Consider the following 20499-nt stretch of genomic DNA (forward strand, 5'->3'; position numbering starts at 1 on the left):
TTATGAACGCCAACAAAAAACAATCCCACAAATCAATGTTTGTTTTTGCCCTGGGAATGCTCGGTGTGTTCCTCCTATCCTTAACTCTCCGCTTTGGGGAACTAGATCGATTTAACACTTTAGTAGAAGAAGGAAGAAGGAAGACAGTTGACTGTTGACTGTTGGCTGTTGTTCATGGCCAGCCCGATGCCCGATGCCCGTATAGGTTTTATCAGCAATTAATCGGACTTGATATCATAACGGTTTTTAAAATTTATCGCCATTCCCCCTGAAGCGTAAAAGCCGCCCAATAATAAGGAGAACGCCACTCTTCCTGCTTCAACATTTCCAGTTGCGCCGCCCTCAATGCTGCCGCTGGCGTTAACCCTTTTTGGAGCATTCCCTGATAGAAACTCGACATTAAATTAGCCGTTCCTTCATCATCCACATTCCACAAACTCACCACCACTCGCTGAGTCCCTGCATACATAAATCCCCGTGTCAATCCTACCATGCCCTCGCCTTGAACGATCGGCCCCATTCCGGTTTGACAGGCACTTAACACTACTAAATCTGCTGCTAATTTGAGATTGAAAATATCAGTAAGTCGTAGGAATCCGTTTAAAGGATTGCCCTTTTCATCTACCAGTGACAAGATGATTCCCGATAGTTCCGGGTTAGTGCTATTCGCTAAACCGTGAGTGGCAAAATGAATGATTTTATATTGGCTTAAGTTCTGACTGGTTGCTGCGGCGCGGCTGGCTTCAAAATCCAAAGATTCGGTGCGAGAATTAGCTGGTACTAACGCTTGAATGATTTGAGCTTCTTGGCGAGTAAATTTTAAACGGCTCAACTGTAAGTTATTGGCGCGGCTAGAGCGGCTTAAACCGAGATTTACTGATTCTATTGCTTGGGGATTGCCGCTATTAGACTGGGTTCTGACTCGTTCATCGTCACCGCTAAAAACTGGATCGGCGAGCATTGCTAAAGTCCGAGTTGGGGGTTGTCTGTCATTGTAGTTTTGTCTTAAGATTCCCAAGGTGGAAGCTGAATGCAGCAGCACAATTTCATGGTCTACAATTAAAGGCGGATTCCGATTTTTACCGGGTGTTTCGGGGAGCGAGAGGGCCGCAAAGGGAAGGTAATTGAGAATGCCATCGCCAACAATCAGCAGGCGTTTTTGAGCGAGTTGTGCTGCTACGGGCTGTAAAATAATTTGACTGAGCGTGTTGTTAGCTTCAGCAACTCGATCGGGAATGTTTCGGTAGCGCGGGTTAGTCACAGCATCGCGGAAATTGCGGGCCACTTTTTCGATGTCGGCACGTTTAGGCAATTCATAACTGGTGATACTGGTTTTAGTCACAGCCCAGAGATAGCTACGTTCTTTCCCTAGAGAATACTGGAGTAAAATTGTCTGATCATCGAGGATTTGTTGTTGAATCTGGGCCAGGGTTAAAGGTTGCGGTTGGGTGAGGGCGGCGTACCGGGGACTGGTGGAGCGGATTTGGGCTTGAATGTCCTGATATTGTCCTAGTAAAGTTTGTCGTTTTTGGTCTAATTCTACTTTTTCTGCGGGGGTATGATTGGGGCGGCTTAGAGTTTCGATTCGGCGTGTTTCTAAGGCATCGAGTTGCTGTTGTAAATTGCGTTCTTGCTGCAACAATTCCGGGGCAACACCTTGGCGAATATCGGCGTTTGCTTCTTGAAGAAGTTCGAGGAGGCTGCGGGCGCGGGAACGTTCGCTAGCTTGAAAGGCTTTGCGATCGTAACCAGAGTTGGGATTGGTTTTGTGCAGTTCCATTAACAGGTGAATGTAGAACTGGTAATAGTCTTGTACCGTGGCAAAGTATGATATGCGGAGCTCGTGGTTGGTAATTTTGGTGCGGAGGTTTTCGATTATTTTGATGGAGGTTTCAATGTCAGTGAGGGCTGCGATTAAATTGCCTCGATCGCCTTTGATATTAGCCATATTGTAGAGGGTGAGAGCTTCCCCAGGACGATCGCCCACAGCGCGAAACAGCGGCAGGGCTTGGTTAAAATATTCTTCTGCTTTCTGCTGTTTTCCCAATTCTGAGTAAGTAGTACCTGTATTGTTGAGGGTGAGGGCTTCTCCACGCCGATCGCCCGCTTTTTGTCTCAAATCGAGGGCTTGTTTGTAGTAGTCGAGGGCTGTTTGTTTTTCTCCCAAATCTGAATAGACTAAGCCAATATTGGTAAGGGTAGTTGCTTCCTTAACCCGATCGCCCATAGCGCGGAATAAGGGAAGGGCTTGGTTGAAATACTCTTTTGCTTTCTGTTTTTCTCCCAAATCGTTGTAGGCTAAGCCGATGTTGTTGAGTGTGGTGGCTTCCGCAGTGCGCTCGCCCAAAGATGTGTCGCTGTTTGCGGGTAGGTTCGAGATGTTGCTGAGGTTGATACTTGCTTCAGGGCGATCGCCCATTTCCCGAATTAGGGAAAGGACTTGGTTATAGTAGTCGATGGCTTGCTGTTTCTCTCCCAAAGCATAGTAGACGGCGCCAATGTTGTTGAGGATGACGGCTTGTTTAGGGCGATCGGCTACAGTCTGATTCCAAGAAAGGGCTTGCTTGTAGTAGTTCAGGGCTTGCTGTCTGTCTCCTAATCTATTAGTAATGAAGCCCATTTGATGAAGCGTGTAAGCTTCCTTCTCCCTATTTCTAAGCATTTGATAAAGCGAACGCGCTGCATCAAATTTTTGCAATGCCTCCTGATAAGATGCTGCTGTTTCGCGATCGAATAGTCGCCTAGCTTCCTGAACCAATCGCTCGGCTTCATCTGTTTTTTGATTTAATAGTTGTTTGTTTTTCTGAATTAATCGCTCGGCTTCCCCATCCGGGATTTGATTTCTACTGATATCGAGGGTTGTCAGATTTACCAATCCCGCTAAAGGTTTGGCATCTGCGATTTGATTTGTACTGAGGTCTAGGGCGGTCAGATTTGTCAATCCCGCTAAAGGTTTGACATCTGCGATTTGATTTGATGCGAGAAAAAGCAGTATCAGATTTGTCAATCCCGATAATGGTTTTACATCTGCGATTTTATTCCCACTCAAATAAAGAAAATTTAACTCAGTCATTCTCGATAAAGGTGTCACATCTACAATTTGATTTGATGCGAGGGACAGCCCTGTTATATTAGTCAATCCAGCTAAAGGTTTTACATCTACGATTTGATTGGCTTCGAGGAAAAGCTCTGTCAAATTAGTCAGTCCCGATAATGGCTTCACGTCTGAGATTTGATTGAAATTGAGGACGAGAAATCTCAGATTAGTCAGTCCCGATAAGGGTTGCACATCTGTTATATTATTTAAACTGAGGTTGAGCTTTCTCAGATTCGTGAATTTTGATAAGGGTTTGATATCGACTATTTGATTGCGAATTAGGGAAAGTTCTGTGAGATTAGTCAGGGTTTTTTGAGCGCGCTCGCACTCTTGTGTTTTTGCTTTTGATAGCAACACCTCCACCGTATGTCTGGTTTCAGGGGGCAAATTCTCTTTGTTGGTACAGAAATCAGCAAAACTTTCAAATGTCTGGGGATTTGGCGCGGCGGCAGATCCCATCAGGATAGTCGCACCTACAGCTAAGCCCCAACGCCCCCAAATCGAAAGTATGGGATTCATAAGCACTCGCTAAAAAAAGACATGATTAGCTGCTATCATAATCTATCGCACCTTGTGATGCACCCTTTTCCTTCCTGCTTGCCAATTAGATCGGGAGCATTTGGTGAAACAATAGTCCCTCCTCGTTCTCGCTGCACTCTCCAAGGATTATTAGAAACCGGGTTGTTCCAAAAAACCTGGTTTATCCTAAAAAATTAGGTTTCGGCACAAGTCCTATTTTACGTTAGTCTCAACTCAGGAATTTTAAATTAGCGATCGCCCTCAAATCTAGCATTTACTATTTGCTGCTGTTTTATGAAAATCAACAAAAAACAATTCAACAGATATACTTTAGTTTTTTGCTTAGGAATGTTCGCTGTGTTCCTATTTTCCTTAATTCTGCGATTTTGGGAACTGGAGCGATTTAATACCTTAGTATTTGACGAAGTTTACTACGCTAAATTTGCCAACAATTATCTCACAAAAACTCCCTTTTTCAACGCTCACCCGCCTCTGAGCCAGTACATAATTGCGATCGGCATTTGGATCGGTACTCATCTTCCTTTCGGCAAAACAGCCGTCAACAGTATGGCTGGCTCCCTGCTTTCCCCTTGGGATTACCGCTGGCTGAATGCTCTCACGGGTTCCTTTATTCCGCTAGTTGTGGGAGTCCTGGCTTATCAGCTAGTTCCGCGCCGCACATTTGCTTTTATTGCTGCTTTATTTATCGCCTGCGACGGTATGTTTTTAGTTGAGTCTCGCTACGCGCTGAACAACATTTATCTGGTTTTATTTGGAATTTTAGGTCAGTTATTTATTTTAAAAGCCGTAGAAGCAGAAGGCAAAAAGCGCTGGCTTTGGCTGGTACTCGCCGGAATAGGTTTCGGCGCATCTGCGGCTATCAAATGGAACGGATTGTGGTTTCTTTTCGGTACTTATCTGATTTTAATCTGTGCTTGGGCAGTTCGTTTTATCCAGGGGAACAGAGGAAATGAAGAACAAAGCCGCGAGGTAGATTCACCTCTAATTCCTGCCGAAAGTCCCGTACAAAAACTGACTAAACTCAATTTTATAGAACTCTGCTTGAGTCTAGCTATTATTCCTATTCTAGTTTACAGCATCTCTTGGATTCCTCACCTGTACTTTAATCCAACTCCCAATTTCTGGCAGATGCAAACGGAGATTTTGACTTATCACCAGCGGATTAAAAGCGGCCCTGATGTACATCCTTATTGTTCCACGTGGTACAGTTGGCCTTTGATGCTGCGCCCCATAGTTTACTTCTACAAAACTGCTAGCAGCAATGCCCAACCAGATCCGGAGTTGCCGCCTTTACCTGAAGGTGCAACTCAGGCAATTTTTGACGTTCACGCAATGGGAAACCCATTGCTTTGGTGGCTGTCAACCTTAGCTTTACTGCTAGTAATAGGAGTTTTAGTTCACCGGATTTTGGTGTGGCTGCGAACGCGCAGCGAGGCTTCTTTTGACACGATAGAACAGCAGCGGCCGATTTTGTTTCCGCCGACTGCTGAAATGTGGCTGGGGTTATATTTAATAGTTAATTGGGCCGCTAATTTGCTGCCTTGGGTGAAGGTCACTCGCTGCATATTTTTGTACCATTATATGGGCTGTTCTGTGTTTGCAGCCTTAGCACTTGCTTGGTGGGTTGACAGGTGGCTGCACAGCCCTCAAACTCGACTCCGAGGCATGGGGGTAACAATTATTTTTCTGATTTTGGGTGCTTTTATTTTCTGGATGCCTATATATTTGGGACTGCCTTTGTCGCAAATGGAATGGAAAATTCGGATGTGGCTGCCGTCTTGGGTTTAAGTTAGAAATAATTCCTTTATTAACGGGCAAAATGCCCGTTCCACAAGAAAATTAAGTTTTGTGGAACAGGCAAGATGCCTGTTCCTAACCAAGGTGCAAGATGTAAGTTATAACATTTATGACAAAGGTGAGTTTGAAAAAGCGAGAATTATTTTTGATAGAGAGCTCGATAAACTGGTTCGCCCCGTTTCAGAGTAGCAATTTCTCTTTCAGTAGCCACAGGTAGGGGATTTTCTGCTAGCCAGTTGTCGCCGTTTTGACGTTTAAAACTAGGGTGAGATGAAAAGCGATCGCACATTTCCCTTTCTACTTCTTCAATATCTGACTGAATAAACACTTCGCCGCCAATTGCCAGATAAGTTGCCAATTCATTAACTAATTCCTGCTGCACCACCCGGCGTTTGTGGTGCTTTTTCTTGAACCACGGATCTGGAAATTGAATGCTAACTCGCTGCAAAATACCTGCGGGTAAAGTTTCTAAAATTGGTTTCAGGGAACTATTCGCATTGCAAAACAAATAGTGCAAATTTGTCAAGCCTTTTTCGTCCCGCCAAAGATTCGCCTCCTCTACCAGAGGTTCCCGAATTTCTAATCCTAGAAAATTCCAGTCTGTTTGGATTTGGGCCATGTGCCACAAAAACCGTCCTCTGCCGCAGCCGATATCTAAATGCAGCGGTAAATTTAAGTCGGCATAGATTTTAGTCCAATCCGGGGGACTTGCAGATGCTTGATATCTAATTGATAGGGGATTTACGTGTTCCCGCACTCTTACTCTTGCCAATTTTGCTGTCTCCTGAATGTATTTTTTAACCGCTGATGAGGGCAGATAAACGTGGATTTACGCCGATAAATATTGATTTTTGCGATGTTGTCTAAGACTTTTTAGTTAATGAGCAATTAAAAAATGTCCCTCTGCAATTTTTAGTTGCTCATTATTGCATTAGGCTTCTGGTTCAATGCCTGCTGCTCTTAATTGGGCGGCTAATCTTTCGGATCGTTCTCGTTCTTGTTCGGCTTGCTGTTGAACGATATCCCTTTGCTGCCGTTCCCTTTCTACCATCTCTGCTCCCCACAATAACATCTCTCCGCTCTCATCCCACCACCGCAACCAATATCCGGTTCTTTCAGCTTTTGTTCCCTGCCAAACCCCCAGAAATAACCCCACTCCTGCAATCCAATAATGACCATTTAAATCTGGTTGTTGTACTTGATACTTTCCTGATGAATCCAACTGGTACATTTCTAGAAATCCACTGGCTGGTTCAAAAAGAGCATATATTGGTACTCGCAATACTTGCTCGTAAAAAAACCATTTGCCGGGGGGATAAGTTTGTTTACTAGAATATTCATCGTTGGGACTAGCTGATAAAAATTCCATCACGATCGCCGGAATTTCCCCTTCTAAGTTGGGAGTGTAACTGCGGCGAATTTCTTGACTAGAAAGCGGCTGGACGTTGCGGGCATAAAACCAATCTGGAGCTTTGATAACTAGCTTGCTATCTACTGTGGCACAAATGCCCATATTTGGGGCAATTAATATTCCTGCTTCTATTAGCCCCGCGATTTCTAAGATTTCTCGCAAGGCGGCAGCGAGCAAGGGCTGGTCAATATTTTCCACAGGTTCCTCGTCTAAAATGAAATCGTCTGGCAATTTTTCCCAGGTAATGTTTAAGTCGGCTGTACTGACTGTCATTGTATTTCACCTCTGAATGAGATTACTGGAGCGCTGCTCGCAATACTTCGCGATGAAAGAGCGATCGCTCTACTATAAATTTTATCCTGTCTGGAGATAAGGCGTCGCCGTTAGCATAGTGTTCCATCCAGGTTTTGCTAATTAAATAAGGATCGTCTGGCAATTCTGATAACAAGTATCCTGGCATTTCTAGCTCTTCCATTAACTGGCTTACTTTCGGATCGTAGCTGAGGGCAAAACAGCGGCATTCTTCGGATGCTGCCATAATTAAACTGTGGTAGCGCATCCCGATCGCCATTTCGACTCCCCGGAACACTCCTTTTAATTTTCTCGGATCGTCTAAACTGAGAATGCGGCTCGTTTTGGGCAAGGCTTCGTGTAAATGTTTCGCAATTTCTAAGTCGTGAGACGCTTGAAAAGGCAGCAGCAAAATTAAGGTGCGAGTTGCTTTTTGAAAGTCAACTAAAGCTTGAGTTAAGATTGACAAACGGGCAGGAGTTAGTGTAGAATGAGAACGCAAACAAACAGCAACTCTGGGTGCTGGTAAATCCCACAAACCCGACACGGGAGAATTCTCCAAAGCCCACACGGGATCGGGCGCTAAAGTAAAGGGAATTTTCCAATCTGCAAGTAAAGTAGCTGAACCTTTATCGCGCACGCTGACGGCGGTGCATCCAGCAAAACAGCGCTGAGATAACTTGCGAGTGATTTCGCGCTTTAAAGGGCCAATTCCCTGGGCCCAGGCAACAGTTTTTAAGCCCATCCGCTGCGCTAATCCCATCAAACCCCCATAATAGAAAGGGCTCGCAATGCTAGTAGTGTCTTGGATTAAACTACCACCGCCCCAGATTAGGGCCTCGGAGGTGCGGAGTGCTTCGAGAACTTGGAACGCATTCATGCGATCGCGCGCAGCTACCCCGTACCGCTGATTTGTCTCGACAGGATTGCCAGACAGGACGATCGGCGTCACCCCATCTGGTAACATTTGCAGTAGCGATGCCAACAGCGCCTCGTCGCCGCCGTTGCCTTTACCGTAATAGCCGCACAAAATTGCTCGCATTTCTACTCTTTTCTTTGTTTGTGATGGGGAATCTAACTATTTTAGATTTTAGATTTTAGATTTTTTTGATATTTGAGATTTGATCCTACTACCAAAAAAATGCTACTGTCAGCAAGCTTCAAGGCTTTACGTCATCAGTCAGCTCAAATCGCAAATCTAATAAAATCTCAAATCGTTAATCTAAAATTGTATGACGCATCATACTTTATATGACAGTTGCGTAAGTCCCGATAGATAAATCTTTCATGTTCGTTCACAATACAAAAAATGCACGCTTTGTCAATTCCCACCTGGATTATTCACGTCTCTAGCGTCGTCGAGTGGATTGCCGCCATCTGGTTAATTTGGACTTACGGCGAAGTCACTCAAAACCGAGCTTGGTGGGCCCTTTCCGCCGCAATGCTGCCCGCTCTTGTCAGCGCTATGTGTGCCTGTACATGGCACTATTTTGACAACTCTCCCGCCCTAGAATGGATCGTTACCCTGCAAGCGGCGATGACTCTCATTGGCAATTTTACTCTATGGGCGGCGGCTTGGTGGATTTGGCGATCGGCTCAGCCAGCAGAGAAAATTTAAAGATTTAAAAAAGGGAGAAACTAATTGAAAAATAGCACTATTTGGGTAAAATTTGCGGCGAGTTTGCTTTTGTTGACAGCCGGATTTTTGCTTCCCAGCAAAGCCAGCAACACTTCCTTGCAACTCGCCCAACAGCCTAACTGCAAAAGTCCTCAAACTACACAGGAGCAGAATACCTGTTCCAGTCAAGAGTTTCAGGCAGCAGACAGAAAACTCAATCAAGTATATCAGCAACTTCAGCCGAAACTCAACAGCAAACAAAAGCAAAGATTGATAGTAGCACAGCGTAGTTGGCTCAAGTTTAGAGATGAATCTTGCAATTATGAAATGGGACAGTTTGAAGGTGGAACTTTGGCTGCTTCTACCTACGGTTATTGCAGAGCGAGGGTGACACAAGAACGGGTTAAAGACTTGGAGCGTTATTTGCAACAAGCAAGTTTGTAAAAGTTCGATCCCTATTTAGGGAGGTACACACTGCTAACCCTACGATATAGAACTATTGTTTTGTAGCACGTACCTAGTTAGCGAGAGAATTAGTAGCAATTAAACCTGCCTCAGTCAACAAGTGATCGAGACTGTCAACCAGTCCATCAAGACAATGTAAAATTTGGCGGTCGCCCGCAGGTAACGAAACATAATTAGTTAGACTGTGAATCTGGCTGTCCACATCTTCCGGCAATTTTGAACACAAAGCTGTGGCCCTTTCTACGAGACGTTTTTCGCCCGAATGAGGGATAAAATTAATAGCAAAAACAATATCAAAATAACTGCTTAAAAAAGCTGCTGTTCGATGGATAATACTTACTAAATCGCGGCGCAAAACAGCGGATTCTAGCTGGTGGCGAAATGAAAAAATCTGGTGGCGCAAAATCGGATAATTTTTGGCAATTATAGCTTGACGGAGTTGTTCGGGATAAGGTCGATCGACATTGGCTTGAAATTGCTGAAGCCAACCGTCTCTGTCATACAATGATACTGAGGTGAGAACGTTCCACCAAAAACAGGTTGAATAACCTACGGATGCTTGATGTTTGACCAGGACGCGCTCGAGTTCTTCTTCGATCCATTCGGGCTTGGGGTACATAATATCTATACCGCAGCCAGTGTTAATATCTATCCACTCGTCCCCGGGTTCCCAAAATTGATTGTTGATGGCGATGCGATCGGAAAATTGTCTCGCTATCGCCTCCCGTATGTCAACAGGAATATCCTCTTCAACATACACGTAAAAATCAAAATCCGACGACTCATCCGTAACTATAGTTGTTCGAGAACCTGCTAAAACCACCGCTACAACTTGAGGCAAACTGCTAAAATGCTCGCCAATAGTTTGAGCCAGCGGGGGAATTTCTTCGAGAGCTAGTTGATAATTGTGCAGCATTTAATTACCTGGTTAGCTACTTAAAAAATAACAGCAAATGCTTAACTGTAGCACTCAATATTTTAATCCATAACCTTGCACTCGTAACTCAACAATTGATAATTGTTAACAAATATGGCAGAGGCGAACTGATGCGCTGCTACAACATCAGACCCCCAACCTAAACCAGCTCAAAAGTGATATAAAATTTTGTTTTTTATTTTACGCTTTGACACGGCAATGGTGTAAAATCTAAATTCTCAAATCTTATATTTTAAATCCCTATGTCCTTCGTTGGTTTGCACATTCACAGCGATTATAGCTTACTAGATGGGGCTTCTCAGCTACAACAGCTCGCAGAACGGGCGGTGGAATTGGGGATGCCCGCGATCGCCCTTACAGACCACGGGGTGATGTACGGCGCCATCGAGCTAATCAAAGTTTGCCGAAATAAAAATATTAAGCCGATTATTGGCAACGAAATGTATGTCGTCAACGGCGACATTGAAGTAAAAGTTCGAGGTAGAAGAAAATACCATCAAGTTGTTTTAGCTAAAAATACCCAAGGTTATAAAAACCTCGTCAAACTAACCACAATTTCCCACTTAAAGGGAATGCCTGAAAGAGGTATTTTTGCCAGACCTTGCATCAACAAGGAACTGCTAAAACAATACTCCGAAGGTTTAATTGTCACCAGTGCTTGTTTGGGCGGCGAAGTTCCGCAAATGATTCTGCAAAACAAACTAGATACTGCCCGCGAAGTAGCCACATGGTATAAAGAAGTATTTGGAGAAGATTACTATTTAGAAATTCAAGACCACGGTTCTCCGGAAGACCGGATTGTTAATGTTGAAATCGTCAAAATTGCCCGCGAACTCAAGATTAAAATAATTGCCACCAATGATTCTCACTATATTTCCTGCAACGATGTAGAAGCACACGATGCTTTACTCTGCATTAACACCAACAAACTGATTGAAGAAGACAAGCGGATGCGCTACAGCGGCACTGAGTATTTGAAGTCCGCAGACGAGATGGCGCAACTGTTTCGAGACCATTTGGACGATGAAACAATCAAAGAGGCGATCGAAAATACCCTAGAAGTCGCAAATAAAGTATCGAGATACGAGCTCACAGGAGAAGCTCGAATTCCCACAATTCCAATTCCCCCAGAACATACAGCCGATACTTATGTAGAAGAAATATCCTGGCTGGGACTCTTGGAACGCCTCAAAGCCCGCACCAGAAATGAAATCCCCCCCGTCTACAAACAAAGACTAGAATACGAACTGAAAATGCTTCAGCAGATGGGCTTTTCGGAATACTTTTTAGTAGTTTGGGACTACATAAAATATGCTAGAGACAATGATATTCCAGTAGGGCCAGGACGCGGTTCTGCCGCAGGTTCTCTAGTTGCCTACGTCCTCAAAATCACCAATATAGACCCCGTACACCACGGACTACTATTCGAGCGATTTCTCAATCCTGAACGAAAATCCATGCCAGATATTGATAGCGATTTCTGCATAGAAAGGCGGGATGACATGATTAAATACGTTACTGAAAAATATGGTAGCGACCGCGTAGCGCAAATTATTACTTTCAACAGAATGACATCAAAAGCTGTCTTGAAAGATGTTGGCAGGGTGTTAGGTATTCCCTACAAAAAAGCCGACGAAATGGCAAAATTAATTCCCGTGTCCCGGGGAAAACCGGAGAAACTTAAAGTGATGATTTCCGATGACACACCTGCACAGGAATTTAAAGACAACTATGAAAATACAATTTGCATCAATGAAGAAACAGGGACCGAAGTCCCAGTTCGTCAGTGGATTGACATGGCAATTCGCATTGAAGGAACGAACAAAACCTATGGCGTTCACGCAGCAGGTGTGGTAATTTCTTCAGAGCCGTTGGATGAACTTGTACCGCTGCAAAAGAATAATGAGGGTGCTGTAATTACCCAATATTTCATGGAAGATTTGGAATTTTTGGGGCTGCTGAAAATGGACTTTTTGGGATTGAAAAATTTAACAACGCTCCAGAAAACTGTTGATTATATTAAGCAAACCCAAAATCTAATTGTAGATCCAGAAATGCTACCTTCTGATATAGAGCGCAGAGCTCAAGAGACTTTTGCCCGAATCAAAAAGTTACCAAATGATGTAGATAAAACTTATAGACTTTTAGAAAGAGGAGATTTAGAAGGTATTTTTCAGTTAGAATCCTCTGGAATGCTGGATGTAGTGAAAAAACTCAAACCTTCCTGTCTGGATGATATTTCTTCTATTTTGGCACTTTACCGACCTGGGCCGCTGGATGCAGGTTTGATTCCTCAGTTTATTGACTGCAAGCACGGTAAAACAGTTGAGTACGATCATCCGCTATTAGAACCGATTTTAAAAGAGACTTACGGAACGCTTTGCTTTCAAGAGCAAATTATGCGGATGGCTCAAGATTTGGCAGGCTATTCTTTGGGGCAAGCTGACTTGCTGCGGCGTGCAATGGGCAAGAAGAAAGCTGATGAAATGCAGAAGCAAAAAGAAACGTTTATCGACGGCGCAACTAAGAATGGAGTCAGTCAAAGAATTGCTGATAAACTGTTCGCGCAGATGCTGCAATTTGCGGAATACTGTTTTAATAAATCCCATTCAATGGCTTATGCCTATATCACGTATCAAACTGCCTATTTAAAGGCGAATTATCCTCTAGAATACATGGCTGCACTGCTGACTGCTAACAGAGGCGATCAGGATAAAGTACAGAAATATATTGCCAATTGTCTCAAGCTGGGTATTGAGGTTGAGCCGCCAGATGTTAATAGCTCTGAACTTACTTTTACACCGCTTCCCAAACAGATGACTGGTTCTGCAAAAGATAAAATATTGTTTGGAATTTCTGCTGTTAAAAATGTGGGAGAAGCGGCGATTGAAAATATTTTGGCAGCGAGGCACGAAGGGGGTAAGTTTAAATCGCTGCCGGATTTGTGCGATCGCGTAAATCTCCATTCTGTCAACCGCCGCGCTTTAGAAGCATTAATTCAATGCGGTGCTTTTGATAAAATTGAAAACAACCGCAAGCAATTAGTAAACGACCTCGAAGGAGTGATGAAATGGGCGCAAGAGCGCAAAAGAGACCGAGAAAGCGGGCAAGGTAATCTCTTTGACTTGTTAGGTACGAATAGCTTTGGTAAGTCGGTTAATACCTATGAGTCTGCACCTAAATCTAAATTGGTACCAGATTATGACAAACAGGAGAAATTGCGTTTAGAAAAAGAATTGCTGGGCTTTTATGTATCAGAACATCCCCTAAAGTTTCTCATGCAAGTAAACCAAGACCCCGATGTAGTGACTCTCGAACAGTTAGCAGAGAAAAAGGGGAAAGTATCAGTTATTGTCATGCTCAGCGCTATCAAAATGGTAGTGACCAAAAAAGGCGATGCGATGGCTATTTTGCAGTTAGAAGATTTGACACATCAAATAAAAGCTGTTGTGTTCCCCAAGGCTTACGAACAAGTGAAGCCTTACATTGTAGAGAATGCTATCTTACAGATTAGTGGAAAAATTGAGAAAGATGGGGAGGAAATTCAGATAATTGTAGACACGGCCAAGCCGGTGGAAACAGTACAGGTTACAGAGGAAATCGAGAGGGTTCAACCGGAAACACCAAACTCTTGGGCGACGGAACCGGAAACACAAAACTCTTGGGCGGCGCAACCGGAAACACAAAATTATTGGCCGGCGGAACCAGTCAACATTGTACGATCGACAAAACCTGTCGAAGTTGTAGAAATGGTGATTGTCAAGCTGACACCGCAGCAAATACAAGACGGCAAAAAACTCAATTCCCTCAAAGCTATTTTGCAAGAACTTTCCAATCGGGGAGAAGGTGCTAGCGTTTCTGTGGGAGGAATTGTTGTCGGTGAATATTCCTGTCAACCCGTTCGCATTAACTCTCAATTGTGGGTGCAAGATGGCGAGGGAACTGTTAGCCGTCTTAAGTCGGCTGGATTTGATGCTTGGGTTTTTCCTCTAGGCAATCGCGGGGATGCTGCGGTGTTTCGAGAAATGCGATCGCAACTTAATGTACATTCTTGGGCCAGTCGTTTACTTGACACTGACACCGATCACCTTCACAAGTATGTCAATTATCTCGCCCAACTAAACAAACGCGCGCCAAATTAACACTTCGCCGCCATCCCCACCGGTGACTAAAGTTTGACCGTCAGGACTAAAAGCCACCGGATTGCACCCAGCAAGAGAGCACAAACATTCTCCTGTTTCCAGGTTCCAGAGTTTAACCGTGCCGTCTCGACTGCCGCTAGCCATAGTTTCGCGATCTGGACTAATCGCCACCGAAATCACCGCATCAGAATGCCCGCTCAAAGTATTAATCAATTCCCCTGTATCGGCATTCCACAATTTAACAGTAGTGTCGGCACTTCCACTGACAATCGTCTTTCCATCTTGACTAAATGCGATCGCATAAACCCAATCTGAATGACCGACAAAAGTCCGTATACTCTCCCCAATACCTACAAGCCACATCTTGATAGTTGTGTCAGCACTGCCGCTGGCAAGCATCATACTTTGAGGGCGAAAACTAACAGATAAAACCTTGTCAGAATGTCCCGAAAGTTTTTGAACCAATTCTCCATTGCGCTGGTTCCACAATTTAATACTCTGGTCGCCGCTGCCACTCGCAATCGCTCCCGAGTCGCAACTAAAAGCCACCGAGTACACGGAGCCGTAGCGGTGGCTGTACGGCGAACCAAAATCGCTATAAAATTCGCGAATCATCGCCTTTTTATCCAGCTTCCACTCAATAACTTTTCTGTCAAAACTGCCGCTAACCAGCATTCTCCCGTCGGGGCTAATTGCCACAGCATCAACCGTTGCGGAATGGCCGAAAAAAGTATGGATGAATTCACCTGTTTGCAGGTTCCACAGCTTAATTGTTTTATCGTCGCTGGCGCTCGCGAGAATATTGCCTTGAGGATTAATAACCACAGCATTAACCGGGGCTGAATGGCCTTGGAGAATGCGCTCGCACCGCCAGTTATTAGACGACAATAACCTCGGATTGCCAGCGGATGGCACAACATGAATCTTCTGGGGCGGCGCGGCCGAGACTGCGGTTGCTGTATTTGGCTGCGAGTTAGTTACTGGCGAATTAATAGCGATTTTGGTGGGCGAATTATAACTAATTTGAGAGCGGGGATATTGCCCAAAATTTACCAAGTCTTGCAATACTTCAGCAGCGGATTGATATCGCTCTCGTACCGAATCTTTGAGCAATTTATTCAAAATAGTTGCTAATTTTTGGCTGACTTTTATGCCTTTTTGCGCCAAGTGCGATCGCCAAATCCATTTGCATTCCAAAGCATCGAACAAATCCTTCAATACCGCCCCAGTTAGCAGGTGAATGCAGGTAACGCCCAAACTATAAAGGTCGCTCGCCGGATACGCCTTGCCACTGCGAATTTGTTCGATCGGCGCATAGCCAGCAGTTCCAGTTATCGTCCCAGTTTGCGCCTCAGAAAGGCCGGTAATGTGCTTAGCAACTCCAAAATCTACTAGCACAAACTGACCCCCCCTGGCCTTCCCCTGTACAGCAGGAGATTCAGCGACAATTAGCCCTTTCATACCAGCAGAAGATTGAGGTAAATTTGCCCCTCCTTTTCGTTTACCAGGAGTCGAGCTGGGATATCCCGCCGCCCACAAGGTTTGGGGAGTTCTCCGCACAATATTTTCCGGCTTAATATCCCGATGAATCACCTGCTGCTCGTGAACAAATTGCAAAACAGGCAACAAATTGATCAACAATTCCCAAATCTGTTCCTCGCTAAAAGCTCCCTGCTGCTGCAACTCCTGAAACAAATTATTTCCCTCGATTAACTCTTCCACAAGATAGAGACGTTTGGCTTGTTCAAAAGAAGCCAGCAAACTTGGAATCTGCGGGTGTTCTCCGAGTTCGTGCAACCGGTGAGCTTCTTGTTTGAACAGTGCAGTTGCCTTTTCTAATTCCGCTTTTTCTTGAACTTGGGGGAAAAATTGTTTGATGGCGCAGGGAGTTTTCAACCTATCTTCATCGACAGCTAAAAAAGTTCTGCCAAATGTTCCTTCACCGATAGGTTGAATGGCGCGGTAACGCTCTTTCAGTAGCAATTTAGAGCCGCACGCCAGACAAAAATTGGTTGAGTCAGCATTCTGCGGCTTTTGGCAATGGGGATTGAGGCAATAGCTCATCTTTTTTCCGGCCTGGAGATTCCCACCACAGCTAAACTTAGCAACATGGTAGTCTGTTTCCACTCACGCCCAGAGCACCATTCTCGATAATACCTGAGAAACTCGCTTTCTTAACCCAAAATCTCGGCTCTCAGGTTGAGCCCGTGGCAAGAAACCAAGGTGAGGACACTAGAAGTGCTTGATGTGAGTTTCCATATATTCTAATGCTTTCTTAAAATTTGGCAGGTTGGCGGCTCACAAACTGGTATGTCAACAGTTAACGGGTAATTGCAGCTATTCGGGAGCATTTCTGCCCAGAACAAATACAAGGCTGAGACGATCCCGGCTATTCTCCCCCGTCTAAAAGACCCTCTGGCTCCTCGCCGCCCTTCTGTGAGGATTCTTTGGCTTTAATCACCGCTTCTCTAAACCCTAAAACTAATAAAATATTGGCAAGTGTTAAGAAAAATTCCGCAGAACCGTGCAGCCAATCGACATTTGCTAAGGATTCGTTGTAGGCCACTTTTGCGTAAATTGCGGCGGGAATCGTCACAGCCACAAAAACGAGAGTGCCGTAAAATCCCATCAGAGCTAAACGGGGTGTTTTTCCCGAGCGAGTCAAAAACCAGAGAAATCCCAAGTAGGGAAATAGAGACAGAACAAATAAAGTTTCTTTGGAAATCATTAGTAATTGGCGAGCGACCAGATACTATGATAAATTAAAAGCTCAAAAATTAGTGTGAATATTTTTTAACTTTTAATGTTTAGTTTTTAATATTTAATTAGACAGATGCACCCGTTTCTATCGAACCGCTATAGAATCACCCAAGACCATAGCTCTTAACCCAAGCCGCAGCAGGTTGGCGTTATTCAAAAACCCTCACCCACGCGGAGACAAAACCCGTAACTTTTCCCCTAACACCGTTTTTACCATAACACATTTTTCACCGTGCCAGTCTGTTAATTGTCCCTCACTCCAAAGCTACCCAGCAATTAGAAATAGAGACTGTTCCAAAGTTTTTTGTCTGCTAGGCATCAAGCAAGCATCGTTCAAAAGCTCTAAATCCAAGCCGTTATTTCTATCTTCTGCCAGAATTTCTTTCAGCTTAGCATCAAAATCAAAACACGGGCCGCAATCCCAAACTTTGAGTTCCAACCGTCGGTTAAACACCCTAATTTCCAGTTGAACAGGAGTTTCTACTGGCAGATTTTTGTGAGCGTGGCGAACTGCATTAGTGAAACCTTCAGCCAACGCCAACTGAAAGTTCCACCAAACTTCCTTGGGGAGCGATATATCTTTCAACTGTTCAAACCACAACAAAACTTGAGTTAAAGCATTGACATCTGTGTTGACTTGCAGGCTAATATGTTGAATACAAGTTTCATGCAGCTCTTCTTCCTGCTCTGTTTCAGTCTGCCAATCCCAGGTGTTTAATAAATTCATTAACCCATCTAAAACGCTAGCTTTTTTTATATTTTGGGAGCGATTGCGACCTTCTACTTCGTAACTTTTGCTCAGGGACAAACAATTTCGATTGTCGAGAGTCCGGGTGTAACTGATCTCGTCTGCAATCTGCCACATGAGTTTGATCCCCCTGCCGCCTTCTGCAAGTTGATCTATGCTGTTCGACATCTATTTTCCTCGTTTGAAAGTATTAGCTGTACCCTATTTTCCCACCCGCCGAGACATTTGGTACTTTTTTTATACTTACTTGCTCGGTATTATTTCGGGGATCATACAAAAATGCTATCTTTTTGAGAGAAGGCAGCGCATCAGCAATATGTCTTAAGAGTCTAAGCCAATTGGCTTATTTACCTATCGCCTGTACGGAGAACGATCGCCCTCGGCAGCAAAATCCAACTGCATCGCTTACAAATACTTATCCGTTGTCGGAGTCGGCAACTTGTCGCAGCCGTCGCCAGCTCCAGAATCCCTGGTATTTAGCGCCTCCGGCCGTTCGCCGCTCGCTGCCACGGAGCCTTGATTTGCTGGCTTTCATCCCCAACGCCTAAGTAATATCCGTGAGCGCGATCGAACCTTACACCGTCGATTCACGTCAATCCACTAGACTAGGACTTACGCAAACAACCCAGTTTCTGCTTAGAATACTGGGTTTGACAGCGAGGAATTAACGAGGAAACCGGGTTTTTGGTCTCCCGCACGTAAGTCCAGCAGACAAATCGGTGATGAAAGGCAGTTACAGGACTTACCCAGACTATGACCAAAATCAAACTGAAAATTCTGACTGCAGCGATAATGCTACTCCCATTTTGCGCCGCACTTCCCTTACCAGCTCAAAATGTGTCTCTAGTCAAGCGGCTGCTAGAAACCAGAGGATGTCCCGGATGCGACTTATTTGGCGCTTCCTTGAGCCGTGCAGATTTGTTTGGGGCTTCCTTGAGCCGCGCCACTCTCAGCAGGGCCGACTTAGTTGATGCTGACTTGACTGCGGCTGACTTAATGGAAGCTAATTTAAACAACGCCAACATGAGAAACGCCTTTTTGGCCGACGCCGACCTCAGCAAAGCCGACATGAGCAGGGCCGACATCAGGGGAGCTAACTTAGAAAATGCTAACCTCAGCGAGAGTTTTCTGCGAGACGCATCCCTCCAGTTGGCTAACTTAAAATGCAGTAATTTGAGCGCCGCTAAACTAAGTAGAATCGACCTGAGAAATGCCGATTTAAGCGGTGCAAATCTCAGCGGTGCAGACCTCCAAGAAGCCGATTTAAGCGGTGCAAATCTCAGCGGTGCAGACCTTAGATCTGCCGACTTGAGGGATGCAAGATTGAACAAAGCTAATCTCACAGATGCCAATCTCTGCGGGGCCCGGATGCCGAACAGAAAAATATCTCGGCGAGGCTGCGAAGTTAAGAAAGAACAAGCGATAAGCACGAACAATTACTGCAATTACTGCTATGCCTTGAATGACTGGTGGCTGAATGTATTAAGGTTGCAGTAAGCGGTATCATCGGGATAACTGCTCCGCTTTAGATATGTACTGTTAGAAATGCGAGCAGGCGGTACAGATATCAAACTTAACCTGTTACCGCCAGTAGCTTTTATCTACTTTGAAGAACCTAAAAATTGGCTCAGTATTTGCAGATATTCTGCGCCCCCGATCTGTGCCACATTAGTGTGACCTCCCTCAGGGACTATGTAAAGCTGTTTGGGCTCAGGTGCTGCATCAAACAGTTTTTTGCTCATTTCTACAGGAACTACATTGTCAGCAGTCCCGTGAATAAAGAGCACCGGCATTTGCAGGCGATCGACTTTTGAAAGAGAATCAAACCGCTGTGTCAGCAAAAGATCGATCGGAAACATCCAAAACAGCCCTTTTTGGAAATTAACCATCGCCCGCGTTGAAGTAAAAGAGCCTTCTACGATTAACCCCGCAGCCTCCGGGTGACGCACCGCTAGATCGATCGCGATCGCCCCTCCCAAAGAATGACCGTAGAGATAAATTTGATTCGGGTTAATCCCCCGCTGTTTCACCAAATAATCCCAAGCAAGTTGAGCATCCTCATAAACCTGAGATTCACTCGGAAAATCGCCCTGGCTTTTTCCATAACCACGATAATCCATCACAAATACCGACAAACCTAATCGATGAAATCGATAAGCGTGTTCGACATTTGCTCCCACATTTGAAGCATTGCCGTGCAGGTACAAAACTACCCCCCCTAACCCCCCCTTGTTAAGGGGGGGAACCGGAGCGACTGCCGGTCTCTCACTTTGCGGGGACGTTCCGACTCCTCTAGCTCCCCCCCTTGCCAAGGGGGGGCTGGGGGGGGTATCCGAGTCTCCGGTGTTAACAGAGGGAACAGCCTCCCCCTTTCTTGCTCCACCCCTTGCGAAGGGGGGGCTGGGGGGATTTTCCGAGGCAGGAATCCACCACCCGTGCACGCTGTCCACCGCGCCTGTTTTAGTTGGAATTGGCAGCCAGACATCTTGATATTTCAACTGAAAATCATCTGGCGTAGTTTCGATCGCCCGCGCAGGAAAAAAGATAAACTTACCTTGCGCTACAAATAGGAATACACAAGCAGCAGAATAAGCAACAGCAAAAACTATCCCAAAAGCTATTAGCGATTTAGACAAAAGGAATACTAGCAAATTGTTCATAGATAGAGCACGCGGGAAAGTAGAGATCGCTCA

Annotated in this window: 16 protein-coding genes; 7 read left to right on the top strand and 9 right to left on the bottom strand. The window is 44.9% G+C overall.

The features are described from left to right. Positions 1-2 precede the first annotated feature (2 nt). The gene (locus tag QUA57_RS00320) at positions 3-158 is read left to right on the top strand and encodes a hypothetical protein (RefSeq protein ID WP_333058839.1); all 156 of its coding nucleotides are present in this window, start codon (positions 3-5) and stop codon (positions 156-158) included. A 95-nt stretch (positions 159-253) separates the two neighbouring features. Here the strand turns inward: QUA57_RS00320 and QUA57_RS00325 are convergent, their stop codons facing one another. Beyond that, the gene (locus QUA57_RS00325) at positions 254-3616 is read right to left on the bottom strand and encodes a CHAT domain-containing protein (protein ID WP_333058840.1); all 3363 of its coding nucleotides are present in this window, start codon (positions 3614-3616) and stop codon (positions 254-256) included. Between the two features lie 294 nt (positions 3617-3910). Here QUA57_RS00325 and QUA57_RS00330 point away from each other — a divergent pair, with 294 nt between their 5' ends. Next, positions 3911-5425 (top strand): phospholipid carrier-dependent glycosyltransferase, encoded by a 1515-nt coding sequence (locus QUA57_RS00330; protein ID WP_333058841.1) that lies wholly within the window; start codon positions 3911-3913, stop codon positions 5423-5425. A gap of 148 nt (positions 5426-5573) precedes the next feature. Here QUA57_RS00330 and trmB read toward each other — a convergent pair whose 3' ends face one another. The 3 genes from trmB to csaB all read right to left on the bottom strand — a co-directional run bounded on the left by trmB (position 5574) and on the right by csaB (position 8178). Then, a complete protein-coding gene (gene trmB, locus QUA57_RS00335) occupies positions 5574-6206 on the bottom strand; it encodes a tRNA (guanosine(46)-N7)-methyltransferase TrmB (protein WP_333058842.1) in 633 nt (210 codons plus the stop codon). A gap of 159 nt (positions 6207-6365) precedes the next feature. Beyond that, the gene (locus QUA57_RS00340; RefSeq protein WP_333058844.1) at positions 6366-7118 is read right to left on the bottom strand and encodes a Uma2 family endonuclease; all 753 of its coding nucleotides are present in this window, start codon (positions 7116-7118) and stop codon (positions 6366-6368) included. Positions 7119-7140: 22 nt separating this feature from the next. After that, positions 7141-8178 (bottom strand): polysaccharide pyruvyl transferase CsaB, encoded by a 1038-nt coding sequence (gene csaB / locus QUA57_RS00345; protein WP_333058845.1) that lies wholly within the window; start codon positions 8176-8178, stop codon positions 7141-7143. A gap of 267 nt (positions 8179-8445) precedes the next feature. On the opposite strand from csaB, the gene QUA57_RS00350 reads away from it, so the two are divergent. After that, positions 8446-8754: a DUF2499 domain-containing protein gene (locus QUA57_RS00350; RefSeq protein ID WP_333058846.1), complete on the top strand. Its 309-nt coding sequence runs from the start codon at positions 8446-8448 to the stop codon at positions 8752-8754. Positions 8755-8778: 24 nt separating this feature from the next. Further along, on the top strand, positions 8779-9198 hold the full coding sequence (locus QUA57_RS00355; protein WP_333058847.1) for a lysozyme inhibitor LprI family protein: 420 nt from the start codon (positions 8779-8781) through the stop codon (positions 9196-9198). Positions 9199-9271: 73 nt separating this feature from the next. Here QUA57_RS00355 and QUA57_RS00360 read toward each other — a convergent pair whose 3' ends face one another. Continuing rightward, positions 9272-10135, bottom strand: a complete 864-nt coding sequence (locus QUA57_RS00360) for a DUF4037 domain-containing protein (protein WP_333058848.1) — start codon at positions 10133-10135, stop codon at positions 9272-9274. A gap of 263 nt (positions 10136-10398) precedes the next feature. On the opposite strand from QUA57_RS00360, the gene QUA57_RS00365 reads away from it, so the two are divergent. Beyond that, positions 10399-14298, top strand: a complete 3900-nt coding sequence (locus tag QUA57_RS00365) for a DNA polymerase III subunit alpha (RefSeq protein WP_333058849.1) — start codon at positions 10399-10401, stop codon at positions 14296-14298. Here the strand turns inward: QUA57_RS00365 and QUA57_RS00370 are convergent. The 3 genes from QUA57_RS00370 to QUA57_RS00380 form a co-directional block, all read right to left on the bottom strand. Next, positions 14275-16362, bottom strand: coding sequence for a serine/threonine-protein kinase (locus QUA57_RS00370; RefSeq protein WP_333058851.1), 2088 nt, complete (start codon positions 16360-16362; stop codon positions 14275-14277). The genes QUA57_RS00365 and QUA57_RS00370 overlap by 24 nt on opposite strands. A gap of 325 nt (positions 16363-16687) precedes the next feature. Then, complete coding sequence (locus QUA57_RS00375) at positions 16688-17026, bottom strand: DUF3593 domain-containing protein (RefSeq protein ID WP_333058852.1); 339 nt, start codon at positions 17024-17026, stop codon at positions 16688-16690. Positions 17027-17323: 297 nt separating this feature from the next. Then, positions 17324-17974, bottom strand: coding sequence for an ATP-binding protein (locus tag QUA57_RS00380; RefSeq protein ID WP_333058853.1), 651 nt, complete (start codon positions 17972-17974; stop codon positions 17324-17326). Between the two features lie 170 nt (positions 17975-18144). Here QUA57_RS00380 and QUA57_RS00385 point away from each other — a divergent pair, with 170 nt between their 5' ends. Further along, on the top strand, positions 18145-18354 hold the full coding sequence (locus tag QUA57_RS00385) for a hypothetical protein (protein ID WP_333058854.1): 210 nt from the start codon (positions 18145-18147) through the stop codon (positions 18352-18354). Positions 18355-18559: 205 nt separating this feature from the next. Continuing rightward, positions 18560-19303, top strand: coding sequence for a pentapeptide repeat-containing protein (locus QUA57_RS00390; RefSeq protein ID WP_333058856.1), 744 nt, complete (start codon positions 18560-18562; stop codon positions 19301-19303). Between the two features lie 104 nt (positions 19304-19407). Here QUA57_RS00390 and QUA57_RS00395 read toward each other — a convergent pair whose 3' ends face one another. Further along, entirely contained in the window at positions 19408-20466 is a 1059-nt protein-coding gene (locus QUA57_RS00395) for an alpha/beta fold hydrolase (protein WP_333058858.1), read from the bottom strand. Positions 20467-20499 lie beyond the last annotated feature (33 nt).

This window comes from Microcoleus sp. Pol7_B2, assembly GCF_036701035.1.
Classification (GTDB): domain Bacteria; phylum Cyanobacteriota; class Cyanobacteriia; order Cyanobacteriales; family Microcoleaceae; genus Microcoleus.